Source organism: Bradyrhizobium sp. Ses1 (assembly GCF_059512365.1).
In genome coordinates this window covers 1-493 of record NZ_JCAMOQ010000215.1, presented here as the reverse complement: position 1 = coordinate 493, position 493 = coordinate 1, and the positions used below count along the sequence as shown (strand labels likewise).

Below are 493 nucleotides of genomic sequence, written 5' to 3'. Positions count from 1 at the left end.
AGAAGGCCTGGTGTGGTGACCCGCCCGAAAACCTGGTGTGCGCCTCCTGTCAGGCTGCCGCCGCGGCGGCGTTGAACGGGGTTTGATCGACCAGCATGCGGTGCATGATCACCGCCAGGCGGCGGGCGAGCGCCACCTTGGCCTTGCTGATGCCGGCGCGGCGGGCGATCCGCATCGCCCAGCTCTTCAATTGCGAACAGCCCTTGACCGGCTTGGTCAGCATGACGTGGGCGGCCTCGTAGAGCGCCGTGCGCACCGCGCCGTCGCCGATCTTGCTGATCCGGCCGGTGTAGTCGGTCTCGCCGGACTGGTGCTTCTTCGGCGTCAAGCCGAAATGCGCCCCCACCTGCTTGGATGATTTGAAGCGGTGCGGATCGTCGATGGCGCTGGCATAGGTCAGCGCCACGATCGGGCCGACCGCGGGGACCGACGTCAGCAGCCGGGCCTGCATGTCGGCTCGCGCCATGCTGCGGGTCTGCTTCTCGAACGCCGC

Annotated in this window: 1 protein-coding gene; it reads right to left on the bottom strand. The window is 68.2% G+C overall.

What is annotated here, in order from left to right; all coding sequences use genetic code 11:
* Positions 1-49: 49 nt before the first annotated feature.
* Positions 50-493, bottom strand: a 444-nt coding sequence (locus AC5ZG5_RS46430; RefSeq protein ID WP_496165597.1) for a transposase, incomplete at its 5' end; no start/stop codon positions are given.